Source organism: Lacinutrix neustonica (assembly GCF_026625145.1).
Taxonomy (GTDB): Bacteria; Bacteroidota; Bacteroidia; order Flavobacteriales; family Flavobacteriaceae; genus Lacinutrix; species Lacinutrix neustonica.
In genome coordinates, this window is the sequence record NZ_CP113088.1 from 680,456 (window position 1) to 706,798 (window position 26,343).

Genomic DNA, 26,343 nt, shown 5'->3' on the forward strand with positions numbered 1-26,343 from the left:
TAGGTAGGACCTAAACAGTACTTTTTAATTCAATACAAGTAATCTCTGGACGCATCCCTAATCTACCTGGAAAACCAAGCCAACCTAACCCCCGATTAACATATAAGTATTGGTTATTTTCTTTATACAAACCTGCCCATTCCTTGTATTTGTATTTTATGGGACTCCATTGTAGCTTTTTGTATTCAAAACCAGCCTGCATCCCATGGGTATGACCCGATAACGTAAGGGATATATTAGTGGTGTTTATCACTTCTTCTTTCCAATGTGATGGATCATGAGATAATAGAATTTTAAAAGGGATCCGGGACACCTCAGCCATTGCTTTTTTAAGATCTCCATATTGCTTAAAGGGTGGGCTTCCCCAATTCTCAACACCAATTAGTGCCAAGTATTCGCCTGATTTTTCAATAATTTCAGCCTCATTTAATAGCAATTTAAATCCAATGGCTTTGTAAAACGCTTTTATGGTTTCAAAATTTGCTTTCTTTTCTTCGACCGTATTCCATTCGCTATAATCCCCATAATCGTGATTTCCCAAAACGGCATATTTCCCTTTTTCTGCAAATAAACCATTAAAGGTCTTTTTCCATCCTTTTAATTCCCAGGCATAGTTATTTACTAAATCGCCTGTGAAAAATATGTAGTCTCGGCTTTAATTGATTTATTTTAGTAATTGCTTTATCAAAAATATGGTAACGCGCATTAAAACTGCCTAAGTGACTATCTGATATGTGCACAATTCGTAATCCATGAAATGCTTTTGGTAAGTTTTTAAATTTTATTTTGATGTGATACACTTCAAAAAGATATACTGTTCTGACTACCCCATATAAAATTACAAAAAACGGAAGGAATCCGGAAAACAAACCCACAAGCGGCACAATGAATAACGAGGATTCTTCTGAAATAACATAGTTTACCGAATATAGAATGCTAATAACGATAATAAAAAGCAACTTAGGGATGAAAGAAGACACTGTTAATCCATATAATGAGTTTATTAATATCTGCTTGCGTTTTGGATCGATATCATCTAGCCTAATTTTTAAAACTATAATTGCGGCCATTAAACCGATAGAAAATATCCAAAATAAAATATTAATCACTTGTTGTAACGTTGCAGATACCAATGCAGTAATGGAGCCTAACCAATAATAAGCAGCTGCATCTACAACCAAGATTGCAAGGCAAAGCAGTAAAATGGTATAGATAGAAAAACTACGCATCCTGCTCTTTTTTACAGTTTTTTTTAAGCCTCCTTTTATCGTTTAAGGCCCAATAGATCCCTTTCACGTCTGATACCCAATGATCATAAATAAAAATAAGTGTTATTTCTTCAATGGTTTCAATAAGACCAACACCAATCATGATATAGAATAGCGTATAATTGGGACTAAAGAATAAGGAATACAAAATAAATACACTTTGAACCACGGCAGACAATTTTGCGAAATAGGTGTGAAAAGCAGTAGCTTTACCATATTTTAAATACGCAATAATCATTTGAAACAAATAGGGAGTCAATACGATACCAATTAAAATGAGATTTGTTGTAATAAACGCCGTTTCAAAATAAAGTAACCCAATGAGTCCAATGACTAGGGTAATTTGATCTCCAAAGGAATCTAATTGTGAGCCTCGAGAGCTCGTGATTTTTAATTTTCGTGCTAAAAAGCCATCTATAGCATCTGTGACATAGCTAATTAATAAAAACCATGTAAACATTAAACGACAATCCAGCCAAATCAAGACCAACAAAAAAGGGGCTGCAAATATTCTATAAAATGAAAACCAATCGGCAATATTGAAGTTTTTAAAAGTGAACATATTTAAATCTTAGTTTGCTTTAAATCAATTTTTAATTCTGGTATTTTTATGAGTTCTAAAGTAGAAGATGCTAAAATAACTTTACCCTTAGTAGCTTTAAATCCTTTTCTTATACTATCATTTAAAATATTTTTAGTCATTCGTCTTTTTTTATAATCAACAATATAACGCAAATTGAATTCAATCCAATTGTCTGTTAATTTAATGGCTAAAGTGGGATCTAGTTGTGCGTCTTCAATGTAATATTTATTAACAATATTACTCCATTGTGCTTTAGAATTTGCCGTATATTCTGAAAGTGTTTTGGAAGCCATTTTAATAACTATGGTCTTGGCCATCTCGACGTCAGATTCATATTTGATAGGCAAATTAAATTCGTCCCAGATGAAAGGAAAGTCTTGCGAATAATTATAAATAGGCCCTTTAAACACAAAAGCATTACTCAATTTTACTATTCTACCACTATAATTATCGCTACTCACCCATTGGCCAATTTCCATCATTGTGGTATAAATGCTATCCACATCAATGACATCTCCTTTAATCCCGTTGATTTCTATTCTATCACCAGGCTTATATACTTTCACCACAAAAATATAAACCGATCCAACAACACTTAATATTAATTCTTGTAACGTAAAAGCAATTCCCGCGGTAAATAATCCAATGGCAAGTGTAAAGTCTTTAATAGCCCCCGAGAAATAAAAAAAGAAAGCATGATTAGCACCACATAGCCAATAATTTCAATTCCTTTTTGGGATTTATATCGTACGACCGTGTTTTCTATATTATGTTTAAGAAACTTTCTAATAAATTGAATGCCTAAAAGGATAAGTGCTACTATGAATAGATATTTTATAACACTGTAGAACGTTGGGTTTTCACTCAACCATTGTTTTATCGTCTCCATTGTTAAGTTGTTTTACTCGTCCTCATATAAACGCAATCTGTTTTTTAAATCTTTAATTTGATTTTGTAATGTGACTACTTGTTTGAGAAGATTATCTACAACATCTAAGCTCTCGAAATTTAAATCGAGTTCAAAGTGTAAGCGCATCATTCTTTCTAAATCATTAATCTGGGTAATTTTAATATAGCGTTCATTGTTTGCATCAATGATTTCAATAAGTTCATAATTATGTAGACTATCAATAAATGTGTTTGGTACATTATGATATAAACAAAATTGCTGTATTGATATTAAATCGTCTGTCTCCATTACCTTAGTTTTTGCAGTTCTTTTATAAGCTCTTTTTCTTTTGAAGTTAATTTGGTTGGAATCTTTATTTCGTAGGTAATAAATAAATCACCAAACTGTCCTTCCTTTTTATATTTCGGAAACCCTTTCCCTTTGAGTTTAACCTTGCTTCCATTCGGGTTTCCGGTTTAATGGTTAATTTAACTCTTCCAGTAAAAGTGTCTACCATAATATCGCCCCCTAATAAGGCTGTATATAAATCTACATGAACTGTTGTATATAGATTATCCTTATCGCGTTTAAATTTTGAATGGTTAACAATTGAGAACTGAATATATAAATCGCCATTGGGTCCCCCATTAAAACCTTTGCCACCATGTCCTGCAATTTTTATTATTTGGCCGTTTTCTACTCCTGCAGGTATGGTTATACGAATATTTTTATCATTTACAGTAATGGTGCGTTTATGAGAAGTATAAACATCTTTTAGGTCCAACTGCATTTCAGCATTTAAGTCGTGACCCCGATACTTTACACTCCTATTTCTCGAGGAGCCGCCTCCAAACATACTTCCAAAAATATCTGAAAAATCTTGCTCATACCCCCCACCCGATGCTGTTTGTGCGCGTCTTTGATACTCCTGCTGCTGTTTTGCCTGTTCGTAAGCTTCGGCATTTTGCCAATGCTCACCATAGGCATCATACTTTTTTCTGTTTTCACGGGTTGCTCAAGACCTCATTGGCCTCATTTATGGCTTTAAATTGCTTTTCAGCTTCTTTATCATTTGGATTTAAATCGGATGGTATTTACGTGCTAACTTTCGGTATGCTTTTTTTATATCCTTATCCGTCGCCTTTTTTGTTATACCTAAAACCTTATAGTAATCTATAAATGCCATTGTATTGTTTGTTGTTAAATCCTAATCTTATATTTTTATTATATCTGTCGGTGTCTCTATAAGAATAGTCTTATCCCCTCTTAAAGCAATAGGTTGCTTCATAATGTCCGGATTATGTTGTATCATTTTTATCCAATCATCGCTAGACAATTGGTGGTGTTCAAATTTACTATTATAGCTGGGGTGTTCTTGATTTACAAAATCTTCGATTTTAATTTTAAGACGCTCGGCCAACTCTGCAATTTGTGTTCCCGTGAGTTTTTGCTTTAAAAGATCTATAGGCAAGACAGGAATGCCTTCAGCTCTAGCATAGGCCAAGGTTTGCTTAGCGCGTACAGAATTAGAATTATAATATAGTGTTATTTGTCTATTTGATGTCGCAATCTCCCCCATAACTAAATTACCCTTTATTTTTATACGTTTCTATATGATGTTTTAGCAGCTGTTTTAAAGTCTCTAAATAGTCCTTCATCGCTTTAATACCAATATCTGGATGATTATTTGCTGGAATAGTCATTGGCGTTTCATCTAAATACAGGTATAATTCAGGATAATTCGTTTCTATACGAGTCGTTAGCTTAGTGATTTCAATAAGGGTGTCATGTAAATTTTTCATTGTATTTCTTAATTAAAGGTTGATTTATCATGTCTTTATTACTAAATGTCTTTCTAATTATTACAAAAACCACTTTTAATCGCATGAATTAGGTCAGTAATAAATACTGAGACTACGTATTTAAATCAGCACAACTTTATGTATATGAATGTATTAAAAAATAATGAGAATCTTCAATAAACGACAAGAAAACTCGACGCCCATTAGCGTGCTTTCGTTGGGCAGGTGCGAATACCAAATGGCACATACAGTGGACAAAAACTAACAACACTGGTAAGCAAAAATATGCCCGCAAAGACCAATAATAAGATACCTAAAGTTCCGAGAGATCACTTCTGTTGCAAACAAAACAATGACGATGACAGCGACTATAAAACGAATCACGCGATCTGCCTTTCCCATATTCTTTTTCATAATATTTATATTTTTATAAATATAGGCGCTTGCTCTGATTGTTAAAATGATAAATATCAGTTGAATCAAGAGCCTTTTTAGGGAAGTACACGACCATCTTCCATAGTGATGATTCTATCTGTACGTTTTGCAAAATCTTCGTCATGAGTAACAATGAGCAAGGCTAAGTTTTGTTCTACACTTAACTTTTTAAAAATATTAAACACATTGTCTGAATTATGACTATCTAAATTCCCTGTGGGTTCATCGCCCATGATAATAGAAGGACTATTTATTAAGGCTCTAGCAATAGCCACACGTTGTTTTTCTCCTCCTGATATTTGAGACGCGCGTTTATGTGCTAAATGTGCGATGTTTAATATTTTTAGTTTTTGAAAGGCATCTTGCTCGATTTCTTTTAAGGATTTGTCGGCTAACTTTTTCGCCGGTAACATCACATTTTCTAATACAGAAAATTCTGAAAGTAAATAGTGAAACTGAAACACAAAACCGATATGCTTATTGCGTATGTACGATAATTGATTCCTAGTCTGACCCGTAATTAAAGTATTATTGAGAAACAACTCCCCTTCATATTCTGTATCCATGGTAGATAAAATATAAAGAAGTGTTGATTTGCCACAGCCCGATTTTCCCATAATTGAAACGAACTCCCCCTGATCAATCTTAAAATTAATATCTTTTAAAACATGAAAAAGCACAGGCTTTCTAAAGTATTTATTTATGTTTCTAGCTTCTAATACTATATTCATATTACTGACCTCTAATTATTTTAACAGGATCTATATTTTTAGCTTTCCTAGAAGGTAGATACCCCGCAAAAAAAGTAGAAACCATAGCAAAAACAATTCCTATAATATAAAACCAACCATTAAAATTTATAGGATACGTTTTTACAGTGGGTAGTGCCTCTGTTTTAAATGGGATAGTGTTAATTATATTGGTAAACACCAAACCAATGAGCAGTCCTAAGAGCCCCCCAACTAGACCTATAATGATCGCTTGACTCATGAAAATATATTGCACATCTTTTCCGAGAAAAACCAATCGCTTTTAAAATAGCAATATCATTCATTTTTTCATAAATAAGCATGTTTAAAATATTGTAAATACCAAAACCAGCAACGATTAACAAGGTGATAGATACAGCGTAAGTAATGAGATTTCTAATGGTTGTGCCCGTTTCAAATTGTGCATTTGCCGTATTGATATCTATGGCTTTTAAATTAAATTGTTTCTCTATTGTTTTAGATAATGATAAGGCCTTATCAATAGTATAAAGTTTAACATTAATATCTGTTATATAGTTTTCTGTTTCTCCTAAAATACGTTGCACTGTTTTTAAGTTTACAAAACTTTGAATGGCATCCAAATCGGCAACACCACTTTGGTAAATACCAACAATTTTTAAGGGAAACACATCACCTTTTATAGTGCTTATTTGTACCCGATCTCCAAGAGATAAAGACATTTTTTTGGCGACGCCCGCACCTAATAAAATCCCGTTGTCTGTATTTTGAAGTGTCTCTGCAGAACCCTCCACGATATAATCTTTAAAATTGAATAACCTCGCTTCTTCTACAGGAATGATTCCCGTTAAATTACCGCCTAATTCAATAGAGCCAGCTATATAAAAAATTTGTGTTTTAATTTGTGGAATGGCACCTTTTACATCTGCATTCTCATTTAATAAATGTATGATGGGTAAGGCATTGTGTATTTTTTTCTGACTTTGTTTTGGTTTGATAGAATGTACAACATTAAAGCTATTTTTAAAAGCGTCGTACACATCAACGGGTTGTTTTTTCGAGGGTTCTATTTCATTATAAATATGAATATGAGGGGTTTGATTTAAAATTAAGTTGTCTAACATGGCATTTAAACCAGTCATAAAACTGACTAAAGTAATGTAAGCGCCAATACCAAAAGTAACCCCTAAAGCAGCAATCGCCGTTTGCTTAAACTTCGTCAGCAAATGCGTTTTGGCAATGTTCAAAATAATTTTCCAGTTAAGCATTATTCGGTTTATAAATGTATGTGGCTTCTGTAATCCCACTTAAAATTTCAACATATTCTAAATTTTCTAAGCCTTTTGTTATAGTTACTAAACCGTTTTCGGTTTTAACTTTATCGGAATGTATCACATAACTTTTTGGGATGGTTAATACGTTTTCCTTTTTTGAAATAATAATATTTGCTTCTCCGGATAATCCAGGATAGACTATTTCAGGAGACACATCGAATAAAGCTTCTAATTTAAAAGTCTGATTTCGTTCGTCCTTTTTAGGATAAATTTTTGAGATTCTTCCAGTAAAAATATCACCATTGTAGGCATCTAACGTAATGATGACCTTTTGATCTTTAGAGATTTTTACAATATCCACCTCATCGACTAAAAGTTCTACTACAAAATTCGATTCACTTCCTATTAAAGCTAAAGATTGCATGGTGGATACAATCTCTCCTGGTTCATTATAAAGTGCATATACTTTGCCTTTGATTTTGCTTTTTACAGTAAAATCCTTTGTGTTAATTAAAGCGGTTTGGTAGTTATTATTTGCTTGTTTTACCGTCGTCTCTAATTCATGCTTGGTATTGTTGTATCTCCCTTTTAAAAGCTTCAGATTATTTTGAGCTAATTTATAGTTCAACAATTTGGTATCATACTCGACTTTTGATCCTATGCTTTGCTCCCAAAGGGTTTTCTGTCTGAAAAAATTGATGGAATCATTTTTAAGTTTAAGCCATGCGGCATTAATTTCATCTTGAATACTTGCTAAAATAGTAGCACTTCCTGTATAATTTTCTTTGGCTAATTCTAATGATAATCCGGCATTTTGGGTATTAAGCTCTGGTGTACTATTAATAATTTGCATTAAAGGATCACCCTTTGTAACCAGGTCGCCTTCCGTTACCAAATTCTTATCTAAAATACCACCCACATTCGCATAAACGTTATACAAACTATCAGGCTGAATAGTCACTGAAGAATAAACCGATTCTGTAATATCTCTTAACTCAGGACGTATTTTATCTTGTTTTTTAGAACAGGAAATCGATACGATAAAAAAAAACATTAAAACTGAAATTCTCATCTTAAGGGTTCATTATTTTAATAGTGTAGCTTAGACTCAAGAATAATAAATTCATTGAGGTTCGAAAAATCAATAGCACCTACTAATTTGTTATCCTCTGTTACAGCGAAAAAAGGCTTTTTCTCTTTAACAAGCTGACTGTAAGCCTCTTTTAAACCACTATGAACACTAATAGGTTGGTGTGTTTTTGTCATGACTTCACTAATGCTTTTTAATCTGTTTTTTGAGTGTTTTATAACATCTGCTCTATATAATATTCCAGCAACCGAATGATCACTATTGACAATCACAAAATTGGTTTCACTTCCGGTTAATAACACGTCAATAACGTCTTGAATGGTATCATTAGGGGTAAACGTTGTAATATCTGTAAGCATCGATTCTCTCACCGTATGATCTTTAAGGAGCGCATTGTGCTTCACGAATTTATGTTCACCATAGGCACTTATAAAAATAAACAGCGCAATAAAAATTAACACCGGATTATAAAGTAAGCCTATAAGTAAGAGCAGCACAGCTATAAATTGCCCTACAACAACAGCTACGCGTGTGGCTTTAACACGATCCACAAATAGGGCTAATAAAGCTCTGAACACGCGTCCACCATCCATTGGAAATGCAGGTATGAGATTAAACAAAAACAAACTTAGGTTAGCGACAAAAGTGTAGAGTAGTAAATTTTGAAAGGTAAAAGTATTAAGCGATATCAAAAGCTCACTGAAGCTTTGACTCGTAAAACTGCTTATGGGTATAACAACATAAAGCAGCATGGCCAGTACTAAATTAACCAATGGACCCGCAATAGCTACTAAAAATTCTTGTTTTGGTTCTTCCGGAATGCGCTCCAAGCTTGCTACACCTCCTATGGGGTACAATGTTATTTTTTTAGTTTGTATCCCAAAACGCTTAGCAACACTGGCGTGACCTAACTCATGCAATAGCACACAAAAAAAAACAATACCTACGAATGCCAAATTAAACACGACCCCTTCATTGGATGCCTCGTTGCGAATCTGCTCTAAAGCAATCCACAATAACAAAAAGAAAAAGGTCCAATGAATACTAATTTCAATTCCTAGAACACGACCTATAGTTAAGTTTCCTTTCATTTTTTTATTACCATTCGTTTTAAACCAAATTTTCAAAGCGTTTAAACGCTTCTTTTTCTAAAGTTTCTTGATAATCAGGATGGGCAATTTCTATTAGCGCCTTAGCACGCTGTTTTAAATTTTTTCCAAAGAGATCTACAATACCATTTTCTGTTACAACGTAATGAACATGTGCTCTAGTCGTGGTGACACCCGCCCCCTCCTTTAAAAAAGACACTATTTTAGTGAAGCCTTTTGCTGTTATAGAAGGCATAGCAATAATGGCTTTCCCCCTTCGGAAAGCGAGGCGCCGCGTATAAAATCCATTTGCCCCCCTACTCCGGAATACTGGTACTTACCAATAGTATCGGCACAAACCTGCCCTGTGAGATCAATTTCTATGGCACTATTTATAGCCGTGACTTTCGGGTTTTTTCTAATTAACTTGGTATCATTCGTATAAGAGGCTTCCTTAAAATACACCATAGGATTATCGTCTACAAAATCATATAATTTTTGTGATCCCATAGCAAAACAAGTCACAATTTTACCTTGTTTTACTTTTTTATCTTCTCCTGTAATAATGCCCTTTTCTATTAAAGGTAAAATGCCATCAGAAAACATTTCAGTATGTATCCCTAAACGTTTGTGATGATTCAAATTTGCTAATACGGCGTTAGGGATATTGCCAATACCCATTTGAAGAGTTGCTCCGTCTTCTACTAAGGAAGCGACATATTGACCAATAGCTTCTTCCATTGGCGATAAGTCTCCAGATCCAGTAGCATGTATTGGGCTATTGACTTCAATAGCATAATGAATGTTACTCATGTGAATAATACCATCACCATGGGTTTTTGGTACCTGAGGATTAATTTGTGCGATTACAATTTTAGCTGCCTCCACAGCAGACAGTGTAACATCTACCGAAGTTCCCAAGGAGCAAAAACCGTGTTGGTCCTGGGGTGACACTTGAATGAATGCGACATCTATGGGTAATATTTGTCTTTTAAAAAGCAAATGGACCTCACTTAAAAATATGGGAATATAATCGCCATTCATAGAATTCACGGCGCCTCTTACATTACGCCCTACAAAACAACTATTGACTTTAAATGCTTTATTATAAGGGTAGTCTGCATGTAAGGCTTTCCCTTCGGTGTGCAATTGAATAATTTCAACATTTTCCAAGGCGTTATAACGTTCGCATAATGCATCTATTAAGGTATTAGGGGTCATGGCCGCCCCTTGAATAAAAACTCTGCTTCCGGAGGTAACATAAGAAACGGCTTCTTGTTTGGTAACCACTTTCAATTTGGTATTTTTCATTTTGCTTATACTTAGTCGGTAGGTATTTAATTAGTAATGACCTATTTATTATTATTTTAGTTTTTTGAGGTTCCATTTTTTATCCTTCCCTATGGTCCCAATTAAGCGTTCTGAAATAAATTTTGAAGTGATTTACGGGGCTTTAAGAAGGTTTGAAGGTGTTAATCCAATATAAACAGCATCTGTTAAATAGGTTTTTATTTGTCCTGTTGGATCTATGGTAACCTCGAAGTACTTATACCTGTATACCTTCTTATTTAGTATTTCATTTTCTCCCAAATCTACTTTTACCAATTCTAATGCAATGGCAGTATTATTATTAAAAGGCATGGCGTTTAAGAATTGAGGGGCAATAACTGTTTTACCTGTTTTATCAATGTAACCATAATACGGAATACCGTCTTTATTTTGGGTAATCAAGCATCTGTTACTCTCAAATATGGGGTAATTGATTTTTCCAAATGTGGTAAGCACAAGATCTGTTCTAAAGTCAACGACTAAATCACCTTGAGTATCAATAAATGCCCATTGACCATCTTTTTTAATGGCTACTAAACCATTATGAACAGGTGAAATATAATCTAGCTTTTCAAGGTTTTGCGATAGGCTAAAAAGCGGAATTAATATTAATGCTATTAGCAAAAGGACTACTTTTTTCATAATAATAACGAATTATAATACTGACACTAAAAGTATCCTGAATCTCAGTATTATAAAATGATATTAGTCATGTAAACAATGAAAAAAAACTATTACAAGGTCGCTAAGGCAATCTCTACCATTTGATTAAAGGTACTCTCGCGTTCCTCTGAAGACGTCTTTTGCTTAGTAACTAGTGAGTCTGAAATGGTTAAAATAGCTAATGCTTTAACATCAAATTTAGCCGCAATGGTATAGAGTCCTGCTGCTTCCATTTCAACACACAGCACACCAAAGTCTGCCCATTTTTTATAAGAGTCGAAATCGTCCTCATAAAATTCATCTGCAGAGAGTACATTCCCTGCTTTAATAGGAATGTTTTTATCTTTAGCATAAAGGGCCGCCTTCATAAAAAGCTCAAAGTTAGCAGTGGGTGAATAATCGGCATTTATAAAACGTGAATTATTAATGCCGGACGTTGAAGACGCAGACATGGCAATAATGATATCGCGAATTTTTACGTCTTTGTGATACGACCCTGCAGAGCCCACGCGTATTAAATTTTTAACTCCGTAGTCATTAATTAATTCATGACAGTAAATTAAGGCAGATGGTATCCCCATTCCTGTGCCTTGTACAGATACCCGTTTCCCATTATAACTTCCGGTATACCCTAACATACCGCGAACTTCGTTATAACAAACAGTGTCTTTTAAAAAGGTTTCTGCAATCCATTTGGCGCGCATAGGATCACCAGGCAATAATACGGTTTCTGCAATGTCATCTTTTTTTGCTTCAATATGTATACTCAAAATTATTGTGGGTTTAAAACAATTTGTATTCCGGAGGAGGTGCCAATTCGGGAGACCCCTAAATCTATATATTTTTTAGCTGTTGTCGTGTTTTTTATGCCCCCTGAAGCTTTTATTTTCAATTGATCTTTAACTTCCGCTTTCATTAACTTAACAGTGTCAAACGTAGCACCACCAGAACCAAAGCCAGTCGAGGTTTTAATATAGTCGGCCCCAGCGTTTATAGATAATTTGCAGGCTATTTTTATTTCCGTGTCTGTTAAATAGCACGTTTCAAAAATGACTTTCAACACTCTGTCTCCTATTTCCTTTTTTATTTCTAAAATCTCGTGTTCAAGAGTTTTAAAAGCTTTTGCCTTAAGTAAGCCCAAATTAATCACCATATCAATCTCATCGGCGCCATCTAAAACAGATTGGCTGGCTTCAAAGACTTTAGCGTTAGTCGCCATGGCACCTAAGGGAAAACCAATAACAGATGCTATTTTAATTTCTGAATTGAGCAACTGCTCTTTTGCAAGAGTAACATAACAACCATTCACACAAACCGCAACGAACTCATATTGCTTGGCTTCATCGCACAAGGTTATAATGTGATCTGGAGTTGCTGTTGGTTTAAGTAAAGTGTGGTCTATATACTCGTTAATTTGCATTATTGATGAGACTTTATAATAGTTACAATCTCATTTTTTTGTAACACTCGGACTGGCGCCACAATTGTTTACCATTTTTAAAAAGCAACAATGTTGGCACGCCACGAACTTGGTATTTTGAGGCTAAGGGCTGGTTTTTATCCACATCAATCTTTATGATTTTCACCTGATCACCAAGGACTTCTTTTACTTCTTTTAAGATGGGAGCTAATAGTTTACATGGCCCACACCAATTGGCATGAAAATCCACTAAAACAGGGATCTCTGAATTTATAATGGTGTTAAAACTGTTTTTCATTTATTTTTTAATTTTGAAGGCTAAATCTAATCTTGCAAGCAAGATGAGTTCAGACTTATTTTTTCTTGCAAAACTGGAAGCCACTTTGTTTGCTGTGCTTAAAATTAAATGTTTTATTTGATTTGTGAATAAGGCTTCGTTATTATTTTTAAAGGCCATAAAACTTTTAAAACAATCTTCAGCATTATATTCTTGATCCTCATGTAACCAATTAAAAACGTCAAGAATAGGGAAAGCTTCTGACCCCGTGGCCCATTCCTTTTCTATGACATGCTCTAAAGTACTAATTTCTACCTCATGCACTTCACCATCAGCTAATGCTATCGCATAGAACAGTTTGCCTAGATTTTGGTAAAAAGCGCGTGGATAATTGTTTTCCCCTTTCATGTTACCATATGTTTACCAAGCGAAACTAAAGGGTCTTTCCTAACTTAACAATGATATATATCAGTAATACCAATTCATTCGTTATATATTTTTTGTAATTTTATCAAAAATACAAACTACAAAAATCCGCAATGTTTCAGAATAATCAGGATGTTTTTCAAATTTTATCTGAAGCCATCTCAGAAGGCATTCTTATCGTAGATGAACATCAAAATATCGTCGCAGTAAACGCGTCAACAGAGGCTATGTTTGGCTATGCTAAAGACGAATTACTAGAGCAACCCATTAGCACTTTAATTCCACGAGAATACCATAAAAACCATGATCATCATTTTGACACCTTTTATAAACATAGTGAAAAACGCACCATGGGAAAGGGCCGTGCCCTTTTTGGAACTAAAAAAAGTGGCGATACGTTTCCCGTAGAAGTGGGTTTAAATCCCTTTACCATTTATGATAAGACCTATGTTATGGCATTGGTTATAGACATTACCGAACGTAAGGAAAAGGAACGGGATTTAATGATGAAAAGTGAGGCACTACAATCTGCCAGTAATGGAATTATTATCACAGATGCCCTTAAAAAAGATAATCCGATCATTTATTGTAATCCCGCTTTTGAGAAATTAACGGGCTATTCTGAAGCGGAGATATTAAATAAAAACTGTCGGTTTTTACAGGCTGATGATAGAGACCAAGAGAGTGTAAAAGCACTAAGACAAGCTGTAAAACAAGGTAAGAGTTGTCAAACCGTTATTAGAAATTATAAAAAAGACGGCACATTATTCGGAACGATTTAAATATTACTCCTGTTAAGGATAAAAGCGGGGTTATTACGCATTTTATAGGGATTCAAAATGATGTTACTGAGCAAAAAATTAGCGAACAGGAACGCAATCACCTAGCAACCATTTTTGATGAATCCCTTAATGAGATTTTCGTTTTCGATGCTAAAACCCTGAAATTTGTAAATGTTAACTATGGCGGGCAGAAAAATATTGGGTATTCTTTAGCGGAATTAAAAACAATGACACCGCTTGATATTAAACCAGATTTATCTGAGGTTACCTTTCAAAAAATTATTGATCCGTTATTAGACGGACAGGAAGAAAATATTGAATTTGAAACAAGACACCAGCGTCGAGATGGCTCTTTTTATCCAATACAAGTACATTTACAGTTGTCTACTTTAGGTGATAAATCAGTATTTGTTGCTATTATTATGGATATTACCGAGCTAAAAAACTATACCCAAAGACTTGAAAAAACAGTGGAAGAGCGAACAAAACAATTAAAAGACGCATTAGAAACTGAAAAAGAACTTAATGAGCTTAAAACAAAGTTTCTCTCTCTAGTCTCGCATGAATTTAAAACACCATTAACAGGGATTCTAACCTCTAGTATGTTGCTTAGTAAGTACACCCTAGAAACCCAGCAAGAGAAACGCGATAAACATATTGAAACGATTACCAACAAAGTGCATTATCTTAATAGTATTCTAAATGATTTCTTATCTGTAGAAAAATTGGAAACAGGAAAGGTGACTTATAAGTTTACAACTTTTAAGTTAAGCAAAGTGGTTAATGAGGTGATTTACAATGCAAACATGCTCTTGAAAGAAGGACAAAAAATTAATTATCCCGAGAACATAGATGATATCATACTTACTCAGGATGAAAAAACGATTGAACTGTCTCTTTCAAATTTAGTACATAATGCCATTAAATACTCCCCTGAAAAGACTACAATACAATTAAATATCCATCAAGATCAAACTCAAACCGTGTTTGAAGTCATAGATAGTGGTATTGGTATCCCTAAAAAAGATCAAAAGAATATTTTTAATCGGTATTTTAGAGCTGAAAACGCGTTACTCAGTCAAGGTACTGGCATAGGCTTAAATATTGTAAAAACACACCTTGAAAATTTAGGCGGTAGTATTCATTTTATAAGTCAGGAACAAAAAGGTTCAACATTTACGATGATTATTCCAAACACACCAAATCAATGAAAAACGTTTTATTAATAGAAGATGATGCTGTATTACGTGAAAATACGGGCGAGTTATTAGAGCTAGCAAATTATAAAGTCCATACTGCAGCCAATGGTAAAATAGGTTTAGAAATTGCAAAGCAGAAAATGCCCGACATTATCGTGTGTGATATCATGATGCGAGAATTAGATGGTTACGGGGTACTGAATGGCTTGTCTAAAAATGCCGATACAAAGCATATCCCTTTTATCTTTTTATCAGCCAAAACCGAAAGGCAAGATGTTAGAAAAGGCATGGACTTGGGTGCAGACGACTATATTACAAAACCTTTTAGCGAAGATGAGCTCATTAGTGCCATAGAAAGCCGTTTAGCTAAGGTTTCTATTTTAATGGATTTAAAAACTCAGCAAGCCAATCCTGCTGAAGAAACAAATGACAATGAACTTAGAACATTAAATGATCTTAAAAATTTCTTTGATGATAATGGTAATCTTTTTTCTTACACCAAAGATGACATCATCTACACAGAAGGACATAACTCAAATTATATTTACTTGGTAATTAAAGGAGTGATTAAATGTCATAAATTGGATGAACAAGGTAAAGAATTAACAACCGCTTTACATAAAGAGGATGATTTGTTTGGCTATACGTCGTTTACCCAAAACATTCCTTATCAGGAAACAGCTACCGCAATGGAAAACGTAGAACTGGTGGGTATTTCTAAAAATGAACTCAAGTCCGTTTTAAATAGTAATCACAAAGTAACTTTAGAGTTAATACAACTCTTAACAGATGACATTTACGGAGTAAAGAATCAATTGCTTCAAATGGCCTATAGTTCGGTTAATAAAAAAACTGCGGCAACCCTTTTGAAATTTGCAGAGAAATTAAATCGTAATCCCGAAGATCCTATAAAAATATCAAGAAACGATTTAGCTAGTGTTGCTGGTATTGCAACAGAAACACTTATTAGAACCATGTCTACTTTTAAAAAGCAAGGCCTTATTGAAATTGAAGGCAGAAACATTCGAATTCTTGATCTTGAAGGACTAAAAGCAGTAAGTTAAAGGAAGAAATCACGAATATGATTTATATCATTTTTTAAAAAAATCCTTCCCTATACATTTGTCTTATACCCACGCTCGTATTAACAAACTACAAGCAGGTGTTAATTAAGATAAATTTAAATGAAGACTATTCTATTACCAACAGATTTTTCTGAGAATTCATGGAATGCCATTGTTTATGCGCTTAATTTCCTTGAAAAAGAGCCCTGTACATTCTATTTATTACACGTCAATAGATTGAGTGACGTCATGACTAGTGAATTACCTTACTCCAATGTTCCGAAGTAATAGAAAACACATATACTAAGCCCGCAAAAAAAAAGCTACGCCAATTTTTAATGCGCATTTCAGAAGCATTCCCTAATAATAAAAACCACACGTTTTACACACTTACCGATTACAATTTTTTTATTGAGTCTATAAGAAAACACGTGGAAGAAAAAAAAATAGACCTCATTATTATGAGTACTAAGGGTGCTTCTAGCATACAAAGGCACATCGTTGGCACCAATACTGGAGATATTATAACCAAGGTTCATTGTACCACGTTAGTGGTGCCGGAAAACGCGAAATTTACAAGTCTTGAGGAAATTGCTTTTCCTACAGATTTTTTACAATTCTACGGTGTAAAAACGTTAATACCCCTTACAGATATTTTAGAACGTCATGAAAGCGCCTTAAAAATACTTCATATTAGTAAAAAAGAGTTTCAATTGAATAATGATCAACAAAAAAACAAAGAATTTTTAGATGATTATTTTAATAGTCATCATCATAGTTTTCACTTTTTAACAAATAAAAGAGTGGAAAGCGCCGTACAGTGTTTTGTGGAAAGCCGAGGGATCAGTATGATTGCCATGGTTGCAAAAAACCTAAACTATTTTCAGCAAATATTATTTCATACAAGAGTTGAAGAAATAAGTTATCAAACCGAAATACCTTTTTTGGTGTTACACGAATAAAAAATAACTATTATGGACATTTCAATCTTTTTAGCCAAGTTTTGGGGGTGGTATATTATCATTTTCTTTGTTATATTAAGTATAAACCCTAGACGAATTAAACAAATTTTTCAGGACTTAAAAGATGAGAAATTTCTTATATTATCTGCATTCCTAGCAATAATTATCGGCCTATTAAACTTATTGTTTCATAATATTTGGGAACCTAGTTGGAAAATTGTTATCACATTAATAGGTTGGTTTTCATTATCTATTGGCCTATTCTTATTCATTTTTCCAAAGCGCACTTCGTCTTGGTTAATATTAGTTAATGTAAAACTGGTGCAAACACTTTATACCTTATTACTAATTATTGGAATGTATTTACTCAATGTTGCCTATGGTTTTATTCTATATTAATTTTATGACACTGATATATATCATATTTTAAAAATTATTTGTATATTACTTTAGTTTTTTTCTTAAAAGAGACGTATATAAGACTTTAACATACATCTATAAATCGTAAGACCTTATAGCATGTAGAAGTGATCAAATTTAGTTTATTTGGCAGCAAATACTTTGGCTATCTTTCAAGCAAAGAAATCTTTAGGATTACTATTTGTCAAGTAGTAAAATTAATCACTTATAAAGAAACAGGAAGCCTAAAACTTCCTGTTTCTATCATAAAAATGGCTATTAATCAATTGCTCTATATTCATTATGTTTCTATTGAACGACACTTAATGAAGTTTGAGGTAATCTAAACCTTAGGCAATGAGACTTAAAAAGGAATGCAGAATAGCGTTCCTTTTTTTGTTTTCAATAAAAACACATCTCACATCTGATAAATATCATGGTTTCTTTTTTGAATACGTGTTAATTTAATACTCTAAAAAGATTGTACTATGAAAAGCATACTAATTCCAACCGATTTTTCAGATAACGCCTTGAATGCTTTAAAATATGCTTTAGAGCTGTTCAAATATGAAAGAGCCGAATTTTATTTTTTACATGCTTACGAAGATGACATTTACAATGACGAGCGTTTACTTAATCAGGATGTTTTTGAAGAGGTCGTAGAGAGTGTTAGAACCCGTTCTCAAGACTATCTCAAATCGTTTTTAGAGGTTGCAAACACCCTTTCTCCCAATCCTAAATATACCTACCATACGATTTCTGCGTACAATTCTCTTATAGATGAAGCAGATAAAATAGCGACCGATAAAAATATAGATCTCATTGTTATGGGAACAAAAGGAAAAACAAATGATAGCGCTATTACTTTTGGAAGCCACACACTACAAGTCTTAAAATATGTACAATGTCCGGTTTTAGTAATCCCGAACACTACCACTATAAACAACCTAAACACATTGTTTTTCCTACTAATTTTATGATTCCTTACAAAAGAAGAGAGTTGAAATTATTATGCGAAATAGCCGCTCCATATCGGGCAGTGATAGATTTGTTATACATCTCAAAGCACGAAAAACTTTCCGAGACGTCAAGAAGATAACAAAAGGTTTATAACTGAAGAACTACCTAAGAACGAAGTGAATTTTAAAGTAGTAGATAATAAAAACATGACCAATGCCATTTATATTCATATGAAAGAAAACAACAGTGATTTATTGGTCATGGTCAATACCAGGCATTCGTTTCTAGAGAATATTCTATTTGAATCTGCAGTAGATAAAATGACCTTACATATAGATGTTCCTTTTTTGGCTATGCAAAATATGAGACGCGATTATTAATTGTTAATCCATATAAAATGAAAAACATACTATTACCCACAGATTTCTCAGATAATTCCTGGAACGCCATTGTTTACGCCTTACAATTGTTTAAAGATGACACGTGTAATTTTTGCTTACTAAACACGTACACCCCTATTTTTTATCATATGGAGCAGGTTTTGGTTACCTCCCCACAAATGAGTTTAGAAAGCATCGTTAGAGAGAATTCTGAGAGAAGACTTGAAGAAATGAAGACGCGTATGGAGCAGGAATTTGGTAATCCTAATCATACGTATTCTAGTATTTCTGCCTTTAACACCTTAATTGGCGAAATAGAGGAACTCTACAAAGCTAACGTCATGGATCTAATAGTGATGGGCACTAAAGGTGCTTCCGGTTTAAAGGAAGTTCTCTTTGGAACCAATACGGTACATACCATTAAAAATTCAAAATGTCCTGTTTTAGCTATTCCGAGACAATTTTGAGTATGAAGCACCGCATGAGATTTTATTTCCTTCAGATTATGAGGTGCCTTTTACACAAAAACAACTACAACCTATTATAAATATTGCTTCCAATCACAAGGCTAGAATACATGTGTTGCATGTTTCCTATGGCCAGGATCTTACTGAAAAACAAGAAAAAAACAAACACAAGTTAGAAACGTATTTTAAAACCATTTCTAATATTTTTCATGAGCTAAGCAATCAAGATGTTTCAGTAGCTATTTCAAACTTTCAAATGAAAGCACGCATCAATTTACTGGTTATGATGAACAACAAGCACTCCTTTTTTGAAAACGTGTTTTTTAAAGCAAAAATAAACCAGATAAGCTTTCATTTAAATATTCCTTTTTTAGTGATTCCTTCAAAAAACAAATAACTTTATTATAATTTTGAGTACCTTTAAGTATGATATAAATCATGTTGTAGAATACATTCTTACTGTAATTTTACCAAAACAATTTAATCATATATGTGTCATTCTTTAGTTAGTAAATACAATATTTCGGGTCCGCGCTACACTAGTTATCCAACCGTCCCCTATTGGGATATGGATTCGTTTTCTTTAAAAAAATGGAAAGCGTCTTTAATCCAGTCTTTTAACGAAAGTAATAGTACTGAAGGAATTAGCCTATATATTCATTTACCTTTTTGCGAGAGTTTATGCACCTTTTGTGGTTGCAACAAACGTATAACCAAAAGACATGAGGTAGAAACCCCATATATAAATGCAGTCCTTAAAGAATGGCATTTATATTGTAAACTATTCAATATAAAACCAAAAATTAAAGAGCTACATCTTGGTGGTGGTACACCCACTTTTTTTAGTCCGGAACATTTAAACGCGCTTATTACTGACATTCTTAAAAGTGCCACCCTCGCGGAAGATTATGTATTTAGTTTTGAAGGTCACCCCAACAATACTACTGAAGCGCATTTACAAACGCTTTATCATTTGGGCTTTAGACGGGTCAGTTTTGGCGTACAAGATTATAATTTAACCGTACAAAAAGCCATACACAGAATTCAACCCTTTGAACATGTCAAAAAAGTAACTGAAATGGCTAGACAGATAGGTTACACCTCTATTGGTCACGATATCATTTTTGGACTTCCTTTTCAAACAGAAGCCCATGTGGAAGACACCATAGAAAAAACAAAAGCGCTACTTCCAGATCGTATTGCTTTTTATAGTTATGCCCACGTCCCTTGGATAAAAGGCAACGGGCAACGTGGCTATAAGGATACAGATGTACCAAGTGGTATTACCAAACGCAAGCAATACGAAATAGGTAAAAAACGACTTTCAGAGGCAGGCTATCTTGACATTGGGATGGATCATTTTTCTCTTAAAACAGACACCTTATACCTAGCCAGGGAAGACAACAATTTACACCGAAATTTTATGGGGTATACACCGTCTAAAACACAAGCCATGATTGGTTTAGGAGTCTCGGCTATAAGTGATAGTTGGTACGGATTTGCACAAAACACTAAAAGCATTGAAGACTATTATCATTTAATAGAGGCTCAAATTTTACCCATTTCTAGAGGTCATATTTTAAATAATGAAGATCTTATCATCAGGCAGCATATTCTAAACCTTATGTGCCACTTTAAAACGGCTTGGGATGATAACACTTTACGTTTTAATGACTTACCGAGAGACACTCATGAGGCTTAAAGAAATGGAAAGGGATAACCTCATAGAAATCCAATCAAAATCAATAGTTGTTACTGAAAAAGGGAAACCATTTATAAGAAACATCTGCATGGCTTTTGATGTTTTACTACAAAGAAAAAAACCCGAAACGCAACTGTTCTCAATGACAGTTTAAACACCAAATTATTATGAAAAAAATTATCGTACCTATAGACTTTTCTAAACAGTCTGAATACGCTTTAGAAACGGCTGCTAAATTAGCACAGAAACACAATGCTGAAATTTTAGCGTTACACATGCTGGAGATTTCTGAAACTATACTAACAAAAGGAAGCAATGAATTACAGACTGAAACGCTCTTTTTCATGAAGTTAGCGGAAAAAAAGTTTAATGAATTTATGGATAAAGACTTTTTAGAAGGCGTTACCATCACTCCTATTATTAAACATTTTAAAGTCTTTTCGGAAGTTAATGATGTCGCTCAGGAGCATAACGCAGACCTCATTGTTATGGGGTCGCACGGCGCTAGCGGTATCAAAGAAGCGTTTGTTGGCTCGAACACAGAAAAAGTCGTTAGACACTCGTTCATTCCTGTATTAGTCATTAAAAAGGGTCCGGTTTCAGTAGATTTTAACACAGTACTCTTTGCTTGTGATTTCTCTGAAGAAGCTGTCAAACCTTACCGAGAAAGCGAGAACATTTTTTAATACGCTAGGTGTTACCATGCATTTAGTGTATGTCAATTTACCTAACGAGAATTTTATGAGCTCAACAAAAATGAAAGCACAAGTTTTTAATTTTCTAGAAAAAGCAGATGGTCATTTAGAACATTTAAAACAGGTCTATTATGTAAATGATTATACTGTTGAAAAGGGAATTTTAAATTGCGCCAATGATATGAATGCAGATTTAATTGCGATTGCGACACACGGAAGAACAGGAATTTCTCATTTCTTTTCAGGGAGTATTTCTGAAGATATTGCCAATCACGCGTCTAAACCAGTAATGACTTTTAAAATATAATTGCAGGTTAATCTATATAGTGATCCTAAAACTATTATCTGCTATCACAGTAGTTTTGGGTTCACTTTTAATATACGCAATGTAAGCCTATTAATCACAGTCTCTATTGTGTCATAAACTCTGATTGATAGAAGATGCTGTATATTAATTGGTATGTCAAGAATGGATTGTCATTTTTTGGTCATGTACTCCAGTCGAAAATCCCAACCTAACCAATCGAGTAAGCTTTTAGCACTTTTACAATCTAGAGAAAAAGAAAATATTGCTTTTTTTATAGGTTAGATTAGAGAATACATTGAAAAGCAAAATTGTATTCTTGTCCTGATTACTTTGTGTTATTCCAACAAATCTATATGTTTGTCGTGATACCCCAAGAGATACAATACACCATCTAGACCTATACTTGATATCGAACTTTGAGCATTGTCTTTTACCGTTGGTTTCGCATGAAAAGCGATCCCTAAACCAGCTAGATTGAGCATCGGTAGATCGTTAGCTCCATCACCAACAGCAATGGTTTGACTAATATTCAAGCCTTCTTTTTCTGCGATTTCTTTAAGGTATTCTGCTTTTTTGTTACCATCGACAATTTCCCCAAGATAGCCACCTGTTAATACTCCATCAACGATTTCCAGCTGGTTTGCGTACACGTAGTCCATATCTAATTCCTTCTGTAAATAGTGCCCAAAATAAGTGAAGCCTCCGTAAAGAATAGCTGTTTTAAAGCCGTAACTTTTTAAAGTAGACATTAATCTTCTCACGCCTTTGGTTAGTGGTAAGTTAACGGCGACATCATGTAGTACGTCTTCACTTAAGCCTTTTAATAGTTTCATACGACTGATAAAACTTTCATTAAAGTCAATTTCTCCTTGCATGGCGGCTTCCGTAATTGCTTTAACTTCATCGCCAACACCAGCCAATTCCGCCAGTTTATCAATCACTTCGGCTTGTATTAAAGTAGAATCCATATCGAAGCATACCAAGCGTCTGTTTCGTCTATAAATGTTATCTTCCTGAAAGGCAATATCTACATCCAAGTCTCTAGAAACCTGCATGAATTTTTTAGTAATATCGGCTTTATCTTCAATATGTCCTCGTATCGACAATTCTATAGAAGCTCTAGGATACTCTTCCTTTTGAACTAGGGAAGTACGCCCCGTTAAGCGTTTTATGGCATCAATATTTAATTCCTTTTCAGAAATGATATTGGTAACTTTTGATATTTGTTCTGCCGACAATTGTTCTCCTAGCACGGTAACAATATAACGATCCTTTCCTTGGAGTGTGACCCAATGCTCGTAATCGTCTAGCGTAATCGGCGTAAACTTCGCTTTGATTCCCAGTTCGTAAGACTTGAATAATAGATCTTTTAATACAGGCGCTGAACTTTCACCAGATTCAATTTCAAATAAAATGCCTAATGATAAGGTTTCGTGAATGTTTGCCTGACCAATATCTAATACTTTCGCATCATATGCTGCTAAAACAGCAGTTAAACTTGAGGTTAACCCCGGTTTATCTCGGACCGGAGATGTTTAATAAAATTATTTCGTTAGCCATAAAGTAAAAAGTCTATTAGAAAGTAGAGGCGTTTTTTAGTAGTCAATCCAAAGAAAAATGGGTCTAATTAATAAATCTATTGTGCCAACTCTCACTTGCAGGCACCTCCCAATTTTCGTTAAACTCTGCAATGTTAGTCACTAAATTATTAAAAACGATGGTGTTTTTAGAAACCGCCTTTTGTTTTGCCATGATTCTAAAATCGGTCAATGTTTTATAAGCCACGTATTCTCCTTGTTTATAAGATACGTTCATTTTATCCATTAAATCAACTTGATATTCTTTCTCTAATTGTTGAATAAAACGGACTGATGCGTCAATACTGCACCCTGTGGCTGCCTGAGCCTCTTGATTTATAGCCAATATAATGAAACGCTTATATCGAATCTCATATCCCGCTTGTAAATCACTTCCATGTGCCGTCCAATTGGTAATAAAAGTATTAAGCTTGTCTTTTATTTCTTCTAACTCCGTTTCAGAAAAGGAACGATTAGCCTGATAGATCCGCATTTTTGATTCTTCCGGTAACGTATTGAATTCTACTAGCACGATTTATCTTTTTAGCATTAATTATAGTACAAAAATACAGTTTTACATCCAATCTTTTCGCTGCGATTCTACTTGATATAATAAAAAATTCACAATCGCATGAGCGGTATCTTCTTTAACATAAAGTATATTGGTGACTTTTGAAGCAGTAAATACTTGGACGGTAGCGATTTTTCTAATTTTTTGAAAAAGACCTTGTTTTGTCGCTACGGCTTGAATTTTATGTATTTCCAATACTTGAGTACTGGTAGACATAGAACCACTACCAACAACCAAAAGGGTGTCATTTATACTATAATACGCTTTTTTGTAGCGCCAATAGATGAGTAATGACAATAATGGAATACTAATGATGTTTACTATCCAAAAATTCATATTAAAGATGAGAAAACTAATGAAATTGATGAAAACAAAGGGGAAGAGTGCTTTTAAAAATAAAATACGGATATAATATTTTTCAGGTTTTGCTTTTTCTTGAATACGTGTAAAGCTCGTAATGAATTTTTGAGACAAATAAGTGGCTTGTGACGCGCTCAACCCTACAATTGAAAAGTGTTTAAGTAACTTTTTATCTACCATGGCTTGTTTAATGCGCAAGGTATTTAATCCGAAATACTGCTTCACTCTATTGGTTACAATCTCAATATTTTGAATTCTTGAAGGCAATAAATTAATCGCTACTTTATTAAATAAGCCCTTTTTGATTTCAACTGTTTTTTTGTGTTCAATGACCTGTAAATTATAATTGAGCAAAAAGGTGTTTACTATAGAGAAAAGAATGGATATAAATAAAGCGACTAATACAATACTAACAGACAACACAATTAAAAAACCTATAGCTTGTTGATTTTGAATCATAAAGGCTTTAAACGTCTCTCCTATTTTTAAATTTTCTAAAAAATTTTCATAAGTGGAATACAACCCACCAATAAAACCAAAGATTATAAGAAAACTTTTAATATGATTCTGACTAAACCCCTCTAAAAGCAATTTTTTAATAGACGCTTTATAATAAATATGGTCTTCTTTAAGAAATTCTGCGGTGACTTCCGCGTTACTGATATTCAAAAGTAATTCTTCTTTTAAGGCAATTGCTAATGATCGACTTAATGCGATTATTTTGACTTCAGCTTTTGCATCACCCGCGGTTTCTATATCTAATTGAACAACATGAATAAGTTGTTGTAACACATTTTGTTTGATATATATATTCTGAATTTTGGTCTTTGAAACGCTTATGTTTTCTTTATTAATAATCCCTTTTGAAAGGAAAAAATCGTCACTGTAAACATGAAATTTAAAATTTAAATATTGAAGAATGGACCTCGTTAATACCAAAAGAAGTATTAAAACAAGGAGGAGTAAAACGGTACTTATTGAGACTCCAAACAAAGCTTTATTCTTAATCAAACTATAAGAAAAGGCGGCAATGAACACAAAAAGACTTTTAATAATTTTGTAGCTGTTTAATCCAAAAAGCACAACAATTCCTCTAACAGATTGTCTTGATGGTTCTTGAAAATTAAACGTGTTCATTAATCTTACTGGTTAAAAGCGAATGAATGTTAATGGCTTCATCTATTGGTAAACCTGAAATAGATAAATCTCCACCCGATTCGCCAGCAGTATATACGTATAAGGACGCTAACTTCAATTTTTTAGCGATAAAACTTTGCTTGGTTTCCAAATGTTGAATTCTAATAAATGGAACGGTTGTTCTTTGATGATTTAACCACCCTTTTGCATAAATGATATCTTGAGTTCTCAGGGCATACCCTCGCTTTTTAAAGCTCAAATAACTAATAACACACTGAAAAACAAACAATAACAACAACACAGTAATAGCATAATAAAAAGCACTAGACACCCATTCTTTTTTTATAAAGACATGCGCTAGAATAAGGAGCCCAAATAAAACGCTATACTGAATAGCAATATTAATGGATATAATATATAAATAACTTTTAGATATTGGGTTTAAGGATACCGCTTCAGCTTTAGGTAAATTTTCAATTTTAATTTCTGAATTAGTAAACATGGGTGTA

At 33.7% G+C, this 26,343-nt stretch carries 30 protein-coding genes and 7 pseudogenes; 13 read left to right on the plus strand and 24 right to left on the minus strand.

What is annotated here, in order from left to right; translation table 11 throughout:
• Nucleotides 1-10: 10 nt before the first annotated feature.
• The 20 genes and pseudogenes from N7U66_RS03695 to N7U66_RS03790 form a co-directional block, all read right to left on the minus strand.
• Nucleotides 11-643, minus strand: a complete 633-nt coding sequence (locus tag N7U66_RS03695) for a metallophosphoesterase (protein ID WP_267678602.1) — start codon at nucleotides 641-643, stop codon at nucleotides 11-13.
• On the minus strand, nucleotides 615-1,229 hold the full coding sequence (locus tag N7U66_RS03700; protein ID WP_267677377.1) for a hypothetical protein: 615 nt from the start codon (nucleotides 1,227-1,229) through the stop codon (nucleotides 615-617). Before N7U66_RS03700 ends, N7U66_RS03695 begins: the two co-directional genes overlap by 29 nt.
• Complete coding sequence (locus N7U66_RS03705) at nucleotides 1,222-1,830, minus strand: CDP-alcohol phosphatidyltransferase family protein (RefSeq protein ID WP_267677378.1); 609 nt, start codon at nucleotides 1,828-1,830, stop codon at nucleotides 1,222-1,224. Before N7U66_RS03705 ends, N7U66_RS03700 begins: the two co-directional genes overlap by 8 nt.
• Before the next feature lie 2 nt (nucleotides 1,831-1,832).
• Nucleotides 1,833-2,417: a hypothetical protein gene (locus N7U66_RS03710; RefSeq protein WP_390886620.1), complete on the minus strand. Its 585-nt coding sequence runs from the start codon at nucleotides 2,415-2,417 to the stop codon at nucleotides 1,833-1,835.
• Between the two features lie 35 nt (nucleotides 2,418-2,452).
• Nucleotides 2,453-2,740, minus strand: coding sequence for a hypothetical protein (locus N7U66_RS03715; RefSeq protein WP_267677379.1), 288 nt, complete (start codon nucleotides 2,738-2,740; stop codon nucleotides 2,453-2,455).
• 12 nt (nucleotides 2,741-2,752) lie between these two features.
• Nucleotides 2,753-3,049: a chaperone modulator CbpM gene (locus N7U66_RS03720; RefSeq protein ID WP_267677380.1), complete on the minus strand. Its 297-nt coding sequence runs from the start codon at nucleotides 3,047-3,049 to the stop codon at nucleotides 2,753-2,755.
• Nucleotides 3,049-3,926: pseudogene (locus tag N7U66_RS03725) on the minus strand (DnaJ C-terminal domain-containing protein). Before N7U66_RS03725 ends, N7U66_RS03720 begins: the two are co-directional and overlap by 1 nt.
• Before the next feature lie 27 nt (nucleotides 3,927-3,953).
• Nucleotides 3,954-4,319, minus strand: a complete 366-nt coding sequence (locus tag N7U66_RS03730) for an arsenate reductase family protein (RefSeq protein ID WP_267677381.1) — start codon at nucleotides 4,317-4,319, stop codon at nucleotides 3,954-3,956.
• Between the two features lie 7 nt (nucleotides 4,320-4,326).
• Nucleotides 4,327-4,542 (minus strand): hypothetical protein, encoded by a 216-nt coding sequence (locus tag N7U66_RS03735; RefSeq protein WP_267677382.1) that lies wholly within the window; start codon nucleotides 4,540-4,542, stop codon nucleotides 4,327-4,329.
• Nucleotides 4,543-4,745: 203 nt separating this feature from the next.
• A pseudogene (locus N7U66_RS03740) lies at nucleotides 4,746-4,956 on the minus strand (YgaP family membrane protein).
• Nucleotides 4,957-5,033: 77 nt separating this feature from the next.
• Nucleotides 5,034-5,708 carry an ABC transporter ATP-binding protein gene (locus tag N7U66_RS03745; protein ID WP_267677383.1) on the minus strand — a complete coding sequence of 225 codons (675 nt, stop codon included), beginning with the start codon at nucleotides 5,706-5,708 and terminating at the stop codon, nucleotides 5,034-5,036.
• Between the two features lies 1 nt (nucleotide 5,709).
• Nucleotides 5,710-6,973: pseudogene (locus N7U66_RS03750) on the minus strand (ABC transporter permease).
• The gene (locus N7U66_RS03755; RefSeq protein ID WP_267677384.1) at nucleotides 6,966-8,051 is read right to left on the minus strand and encodes an efflux RND transporter periplasmic adaptor subunit; all 1,086 of its coding nucleotides are present in this window, start codon (nucleotides 8,049-8,051) and stop codon (nucleotides 6,966-6,968) included. The pseudogene N7U66_RS03750 and the gene N7U66_RS03755 overlap by 8 nt, the downstream one beginning before the upstream one ends.
• A 17-nt stretch (nucleotides 8,052-8,068) precedes the next feature.
• On the minus strand, nucleotides 8,069-9,160 hold the full coding sequence (locus N7U66_RS03760; RefSeq protein WP_267677385.1) for a site-2 protease family protein: 1,092 nt from the start codon (nucleotides 9,158-9,160) through the stop codon (nucleotides 8,069-8,071).
• A 19-nt stretch (nucleotides 9,161-9,179) separates the two neighbouring features.
• Nucleotides 9,180-10,468, minus strand: a pseudogene (locus N7U66_RS03765) (acetyl-CoA hydrolase/transferase family protein).
• Between the two features lie 132 nt (nucleotides 10,469-10,600).
• On the minus strand, nucleotides 10,601-11,128 hold the full coding sequence (locus N7U66_RS03770) for a WG repeat-containing protein (protein ID WP_267677386.1): 528 nt from the start codon (nucleotides 11,126-11,128) through the stop codon (nucleotides 10,601-10,603).
• A gap of 92 nt (nucleotides 11,129-11,220) precedes the next feature.
• A complete protein-coding gene (gene deoD / locus N7U66_RS03775) occupies nucleotides 11,221-11,919 on the minus strand; it encodes a purine-nucleoside phosphorylase (RefSeq protein ID WP_267677387.1) in 699 nt (232 codons plus the stop codon).
• 2 nt (nucleotides 11,920-11,921) lie between these two features.
• Entirely contained in the window at nucleotides 11,922-12,569 is a 648-nt protein-coding gene (gene deoC, locus N7U66_RS03780; protein WP_267677388.1) for a deoxyribose-phosphate aldolase, read from the minus strand.
• Nucleotides 12,569-12,867, minus strand: a pseudogene (trxA, locus tag N7U66_RS03785) (thioredoxin). The gene deoC and the pseudogene trxA overlap by 1 nt, the downstream one beginning before the upstream one ends.
• Complete coding sequence (locus N7U66_RS03790; RefSeq protein ID WP_267677389.1) at nucleotides 12,868-13,254, minus strand: hypothetical protein; 387 nt, start codon at nucleotides 13,252-13,254, stop codon at nucleotides 12,868-12,870. It abuts the pseudogene before it with no gap.
• 131 nt (nucleotides 13,255-13,385) lie between these two features.
• Between N7U66_RS03790 and N7U66_RS03795 the strand changes: the two genes are divergently transcribed.
• From N7U66_RS03795 to N7U66_RS21350, 13 genes and pseudogenes are all read left to right on the plus strand, one after another.
• The gene (locus N7U66_RS03795) at nucleotides 13,386-14,054 is read left to right on the plus strand and encodes a PAS domain-containing protein (protein WP_267677390.1); all 669 of its coding nucleotides are present in this window, start codon (nucleotides 13,386-13,388) and stop codon (nucleotides 14,052-14,054) included.
• 134 nt (nucleotides 14,055-14,188) lie between these two features.
• On the plus strand, nucleotides 14,189-15,265 hold the full coding sequence (locus tag N7U66_RS03800) for a PAS domain-containing sensor histidine kinase (RefSeq protein ID WP_390886676.1): 1,077 nt from the start codon (nucleotides 14,189-14,191) through the stop codon (nucleotides 15,263-15,265).
• Nucleotides 15,262-16,317, plus strand: coding sequence for a response regulator (locus tag N7U66_RS03805; RefSeq protein WP_267677391.1), 1,056 nt, complete (start codon nucleotides 15,262-15,264; stop codon nucleotides 16,315-16,317). The genes N7U66_RS03800 and N7U66_RS03805 overlap by 4 nt, the downstream gene beginning before the upstream one ends.
• Nucleotides 16,318-16,437: 120 nt before the next feature.
• Nucleotides 16,438-16,605 carry a universal stress protein gene (locus N7U66_RS03810; RefSeq protein WP_267677392.1) on the plus strand — a complete coding sequence of 56 codons (168 nt, stop codon included), beginning with the start codon at nucleotides 16,438-16,440 and terminating at the stop codon, nucleotides 16,603-16,605.
• 50 nt (nucleotides 16,606-16,655) lie between these two features.
• Complete coding sequence (locus N7U66_RS03815; RefSeq protein WP_267677393.1) at nucleotides 16,656-17,279, plus strand: universal stress protein; 624 nt, start codon at nucleotides 16,656-16,658, stop codon at nucleotides 17,277-17,279.
• 12 nt (nucleotides 17,280-17,291) lie between these two features.
• On the plus strand, nucleotides 17,292-17,678 hold the full coding sequence (locus tag N7U66_RS03820) for a hypothetical protein (protein WP_267677394.1): 387 nt from the start codon (nucleotides 17,292-17,294) through the stop codon (nucleotides 17,676-17,678).
• A gap of 488 nt (nucleotides 17,679-18,166) precedes the next feature.
• Complete coding sequence (locus N7U66_RS03825; protein WP_267677395.1) at nucleotides 18,167-18,658, plus strand: universal stress protein; 492 nt, start codon at nucleotides 18,167-18,169, stop codon at nucleotides 18,656-18,658.
• A gap of 156 nt (nucleotides 18,659-18,814) precedes the next feature.
• Entirely contained in the window at nucleotides 18,815-19,018 is a 204-nt protein-coding gene (locus N7U66_RS03830) for a universal stress protein (RefSeq protein WP_267677396.1), read from the plus strand.
• A gap of 17 nt (nucleotides 19,019-19,035) precedes the next feature.
• Nucleotides 19,036-19,485 (plus strand): universal stress protein, encoded by a 450-nt coding sequence (locus N7U66_RS03835; RefSeq protein WP_267677397.1) that lies wholly within the window; start codon nucleotides 19,036-19,038, stop codon nucleotides 19,483-19,485.
• Between the two features lie 43 nt (nucleotides 19,486-19,528).
• On the plus strand, nucleotides 19,529-19,882 hold the full coding sequence (locus N7U66_RS03840) for an adenine nucleotide alpha hydrolase family protein (protein ID WP_267677398.1): 354 nt from the start codon (nucleotides 19,529-19,531) through the stop codon (nucleotides 19,880-19,882).
• Nucleotides 19,883-19,975: 93 nt separating this feature from the next.
• A pseudogene (hemN, locus tag N7U66_RS03845) lies at nucleotides 19,976-21,341 on the plus strand (oxygen-independent coproporphyrinogen III oxidase).
• Nucleotides 21,342-21,354: 13 nt separating this feature from the next.
• Nucleotides 21,355-21,873: a universal stress protein gene (locus N7U66_RS21345; RefSeq protein WP_313791404.1), complete on the plus strand. Its 519-nt coding sequence runs from the start codon at nucleotides 21,355-21,357 to the stop codon at nucleotides 21,871-21,873.
• A 16-nt stretch (nucleotides 21,874-21,889) separates the two neighbouring features.
• Nucleotides 21,890-22,189, plus strand: a complete 300-nt coding sequence (locus N7U66_RS21350; RefSeq protein ID WP_390886621.1) for a universal stress protein — start codon at nucleotides 21,890-21,892, stop codon at nucleotides 22,187-22,189.
• 335 nt (nucleotides 22,190-22,524) lie between these two features.
• Here N7U66_RS21350 and serB read toward each other — a convergent pair.
• From serB to N7U66_RS03870, 4 genes and pseudogenes are all read right to left on the minus strand, one after another.
• Nucleotides 22,525-23,749 (minus strand): annotated as a pseudogene (gene serB / locus N7U66_RS03855) (phosphoserine phosphatase SerB).
• Nucleotides 23,750-23,812: 63 nt separating this feature from the next.
• The gene (locus N7U66_RS03860; RefSeq protein ID WP_267677399.1) at nucleotides 23,813-24,298 is read right to left on the minus strand and encodes an ABC transporter ATPase; all 486 of its coding nucleotides are present in this window, start codon (nucleotides 24,296-24,298) and stop codon (nucleotides 23,813-23,815) included.
• Between the two features lie 42 nt (nucleotides 24,299-24,340).
• A complete protein-coding gene (locus N7U66_RS03865) occupies nucleotides 24,341-25,834 on the minus strand; it encodes a PH domain-containing protein (RefSeq protein ID WP_267677400.1) in 1,494 nt (497 codons plus the stop codon).
• Nucleotides 25,821-26,336, minus strand: a complete 516-nt coding sequence (locus N7U66_RS03870) for a PH domain-containing protein (protein ID WP_267677401.1) — start codon at nucleotides 26,334-26,336, stop codon at nucleotides 25,821-25,823. The genes N7U66_RS03865 and N7U66_RS03870 overlap by 14 nt, the downstream gene beginning before the upstream one ends.
• Nucleotides 26,337-26,343 lie beyond the last annotated feature (7 nt).

Bases quoted from the DNA above. Each gene is read 5' to 3' on its own strand.
- N7U66_RS03700 (WP_267677377.1), bottom strand. From the start codon at position 1,229: ATGCGTAGTTTTTCTATCTATACCATTTTACTGCTTTGCCTTGCAATC.
- N7U66_RS03705 (WP_267677378.1), bottom strand. From the start codon at position 1,830: ATGTTCACTTTTAAAAACTTCAATATTGCCGATTGGTTTTCATTTTAT.
- N7U66_RS03715 (WP_267677379.1), bottom strand. From the start codon at position 2,740: ATGGAGACGATAAAACAATGGTTGAGTGAAAACCCAACGTTCTACAGT.
- N7U66_RS03720 (WP_267677380.1), bottom strand. From the start codon at position 3,049: ATGGAGACAGACGATTTAATATCAATACAGCAATTTTGTTTATATCAT.
- N7U66_RS03730 (WP_267677381.1), bottom strand. From the start codon at position 4,319: ATGGGGGAGATTGCGACATCAAATAGACAAATAACACTATATTATAAT.
- N7U66_RS03735 (WP_267677382.1), bottom strand. From the start codon at position 4,542: ATGAAAAATTTACATGACACCCTTATTGAAATCACTAAGCTAACGACT.
- N7U66_RS03745 (WP_267677383.1), bottom strand. From the start codon at position 5,708: ATGAATATAGTATTAGAAGCTAGAAACATAAATAAATACTTTAGAAAG.
- N7U66_RS03755 (WP_267677384.1), bottom strand. From the start codon at position 8,051: ATGAGAATTTCAGTTTTAATGTTTTTTTTTATCGTATCGATTTCCTGT.
- N7U66_RS03760 (WP_267677385.1), bottom strand. From the start codon at position 9,160: ATGAAAGGAAACTTAACTATAGGTCGTGTTCTAGGAATTGAAATTAGT.
- N7U66_RS03770 (WP_267677386.1), bottom strand. From the start codon at position 11,128: ATGAAAAAAGTAGTCCTTTTGCTAATAGCATTAATATTAATTCCGCTT.
- deoC (WP_267677388.1), bottom strand. From the start codon at position 12,569: ATGCAAATTAACGAGTATATAGACCACACTTTACTTAAACCAACAGCA.
- N7U66_RS03790 (WP_267677389.1), bottom strand. From the start codon at position 13,254: ATGAAAGGGGAAAACAATTATCCACGCGCTTTTTACCAAAATCTAGGC.
- N7U66_RS03795 (WP_267677390.1), top strand. From the start codon at position 13,386: ATGTTTCAGAATAATCAGGATGTTTTTCAAATTTTATCTGAAGCCATC.
- N7U66_RS03805 (WP_267677391.1), top strand. From the start codon at position 15,262: ATGAAAAACGTTTTATTAATAGAAGATGATGCTGTATTACGTGAAAAT.
- N7U66_RS03810 (WP_267677392.1), top strand. From the start codon at position 16,438: ATGAAGACTATTCTATTACCAACAGATTTTTCTGAGAATTCATGGAAT.
- N7U66_RS03815 (WP_267677393.1), top strand. From the start codon at position 16,656: ATGCGCATTTCAGAAGCATTCCCTAATAATAAAAACCACACGTTTTAC.
- N7U66_RS03820 (WP_267677394.1), top strand. From the start codon at position 17,292: ATGGACATTTCAATCTTTTTAGCCAAGTTTTGGGGGTGGTATATTATC.
- N7U66_RS03825 (WP_267677395.1), top strand. From the start codon at position 18,167: ATGAAAAGCATACTAATTCCAACCGATTTTTCAGATAACGCCTTGAAT.
- N7U66_RS03835 (WP_267677397.1), top strand. From the start codon at position 19,036: ATGAAAAACATACTATTACCCACAGATTTCTCAGATAATTCCTGGAAC.
- N7U66_RS21345 (WP_313791404.1), top strand. From the start codon at position 21,355: ATGAAAAAAATTATCGTACCTATAGACTTTTCTAAACAGTCTGAATAC.
- N7U66_RS21350 (WP_390886621.1), top strand. From the start codon at position 21,890: ATGCATTTAGTGTATGTCAATTTACCTAACGAGAATTTTATGAGCTCA.
- N7U66_RS03865 (WP_267677400.1), bottom strand. From the start codon at position 25,834: ATGAACACGTTTAATTTTCAAGAACCATCAAGACAATCTGTTAGAGGA.
- N7U66_RS03870 (WP_267677401.1), bottom strand. From the start codon at position 26,336: ATGTTTACTAATTCAGAAATTAAAATTGAAAATTTACCTAAAGCTGAA.